The following is a 2,595-nucleotide window of genomic DNA, read 5'->3' on the forward strand; positions in this document are numbered from 1 at the left end:
GCCGACCGCGGCCGGGGCCTGACCGGCCAGACGAGTCAGTCGATCAGCCATGGACGGATGCTCAGGACGGGCAGGAGTCATGAGCACAGTCTGCCCGCAATCACACCTGGCTCGACAACCAATGTCATGCCCCCGCTGCACCGGGGAAACGCCTTTAGTGCTCACACCGGAACCCCAACTGCAACGGTGCATATCTCGCCGTTGATGCGAATGTCAGCGGTTCTGGCCACGGCGCCCATGACCGTCCGAACGCCTGAGTGCGTCCTACGCTGAGCAGGTGCCACCCTTCGTCGACGTCTCCGCGCGCCACCGCGCCGTGAGGCGCACCGTTCTCGCCCTGGTGGGGGTGTTCCTCTTCTGTGCTGTGGCCGGCACAGTATTCCTCTGGAGTCAGATGAGCGTGACCACCCCATTCGACCCCTGGTGGCGCAGCCTCAAGAGCGTGGAGCGGCAGCTGGATCGGCTCGAGGGCGTGGATCGGGCGGTGCTGACGGTGGACACCCCGTATTGGGTCAACCGCTCGTTGCACGGAGCCTGGCCGCCCAGGTCCGGAACCCTGGAACTGGACCTGGACGAGGACACGGACCAGGCCTGGCTGCTGGAACTTCTTCCTGGGGCTCACCGGATCATCACGGAGCACGACTGGCCGGTGGAGCAGGGCCACCGCGTCGGTCCCGAGGAGGGCCCCGAGGCGGTGACCTTCCCGGTGGAGCCGGCCACCTGGAAAGTCCTCGTCACCTCCGGCTCCGATCGCATCGAGGCTGGGAAGGGGCCCGTGTCGGTGCTGCCGCTGGCCCGCCAGTGGACCGACGCGGCCCGGGCCGCCACGGACCGCCTGGTGACCGGAGATGCGCCCGGACCCGGCCCGGCGATCACTTTGATTGGCTACCGCGAGGTGGATTTCACCTCGGAGGCCTCGGTCCAGGGGTTCCTGGACGCCCGCCAGGTGATGCCCGATGACGTTCAGCTCATCGGTCAGGAGGGCAACACCACCGTGCTGGCCGAGAAGCCCACGGGCATGGGCCAGGTCACCGCCGCGGACATCGTCGCCGGCGCACGCCTGGGGGACGCCCAAGGTATCCGCACCCTGGACATCGGCTACGGAGGCGAGGACGGCCGCCTGAGCTTCTGGGCAGAAACCCGGGACGACTTCGGGGCGCTTCCGGATGGTCCTCTCCCGGAGTCCACGCTCACCACCGCCGCCGAGCTGCACGACCGGCTCGCCCGACAAGAGATCAAGCACACCATCATCGTCGCCGTCCCCGGCCACGCATACACCTGGCCCGCCGAGATCGAAGAAGTCAGCGAGTAACCGCTACCGCAGCACGGTCCGCCGCTAACCGGCCATATGTAAAGCCAAGCCGTGGTGCTGTCAGGGACACATGACATCTGTGGAGCATCTAAAACGTCATGGCCACCTACAACTAACTAACCCTGCCACAAAGTCTGACGCGCGACAGAACTGGCCAATGCCGTCATCTTAATCGACGGCTTCTCCGCGAGACTTGGACCCGCCACCTCTGGTACAACTGGCCGACCAAGCCGTTCTCGCCGACCTTCATTGTCTCAGGTCACGCATGCCTTGCATGGCAGACCGAGAACGCACGACGATGGCCGTGCCGATGAGGCCATTTCGGGCGCACCATCGGCCCTCCAACAAACGGCCGGTCGGCCATGGCCCGGCCACGAGTAGCTCCGCGTAGAATGTTCCTATGTTCGATCCCTCTCGGATCGGCGGATCGACACGAATTTCGGCATCGTGAAAATCAAGGAAAGTCTCCGCAAGGGGTGACCACACCTTGTACACTGACTCTTTCGCGCTAAAAAGGATCTTGTCCCAGCATACCGAAGGAGTCACCCGCCCCAAAGCCTGGACCATGTGTCGCTCCCTCGGCGATGACACTGCATCCAGTATCCCGTCCGGCAATGAAGTATTGGGTTCGGCATCGATGCCCACACTTCGTACCTCGTTGCCCAGCGCAACAGCTGCGGCTCGGTACCCTTCACAATGGGTCATACTTCCCACAACTCCCGCCGGCCAACATGGGGCGCCGCGCATTCCAGGAAGGATCGGCACCGCTGCATAACCTAGATCTCGAAGAGCAGAGCGGGCACAAGCACGCACGGTGGCGAACTCACGGCGACGCTTTTCGACTGCGTTCGCGACGTATTGTTCCTCCTCTGGGAATAATGCTTCGTCAGTCGGGTCCGCGAACGCCTCAGCATGTCGTACCTGTTTAGGAAGAAGGCCAACGATCACTAACCCGCCTCCATCGCTCCGCTTCCGCCACCTGCAGTATCGGCCCCATTGTTTCATGCGTGGTCAATCGGGCCGCACCCAGACAGCGTTAAAAGCAAAACTGGCGCATCCCGACATCCTTAAGGTACTAAACACAGCACCGACCCGGCGCAATGGGGCTATCGCAGTAATGAATGCTCCTATCGGCGTCAAGGCGCGGTGAGGTCGGGATTGGTGCCGATGCCAAGCTCCAGGCGTCGCAGCCGCTGATAGGGCGCCTCTAGATGTTGCGGGCAAGGACGTTGTTGACGTTGGCGCGGCTGTTGCCGTGATGGGCGATTCCAGTGCCGCCCAGA

At 63.5% G+C, this 2,595-nt stretch carries 2 protein-coding genes; one reads left to right on the forward strand and one right to left on the reverse strand.

Annotated features, from left to right (window positions below):
* Positions 1-400: 400 nt before the first annotated feature.
* Positions 401-1,312, forward strand: a complete 912-nt coding sequence (locus RF646_RS13200) for a hypothetical protein (RefSeq protein WP_368836229.1) — start codon at positions 401-403, stop codon at positions 1,310-1,312.
* A 246-nt stretch (positions 1,313-1,558) separates the two neighbouring features.
* Here the strand turns inward: RF646_RS13200 and RF646_RS13205 are convergent, their stop codons facing one another.
* Complete coding sequence (locus RF646_RS13205; RefSeq protein WP_368836230.1) at positions 1,559-2,317, reverse strand: 4'-phosphopantetheinyl transferase; 759 nt, start codon at positions 2,315-2,317, stop codon at positions 1,559-1,561.
* Positions 2,318-2,595 lie beyond the last annotated feature (278 nt).

Source organism: Kocuria sp. CPCC 205261, from assembly GCF_040981025.1.
GTDB classification, from domain to species: Bacteria; Actinomycetota; Actinomycetes; order Actinomycetales; family Micrococcaceae; genus Kocuria; species Kocuria marina.

Bases quoted from the DNA above. Each gene is read 5' to 3' on its own strand.
- RF646_RS13205 (WP_368836230.1), bottom strand. From the start codon at position 2,317: ATGAAACAATGGGGCCGATACTGCAGGTGGCGGAAGCGGAGCGATGGA.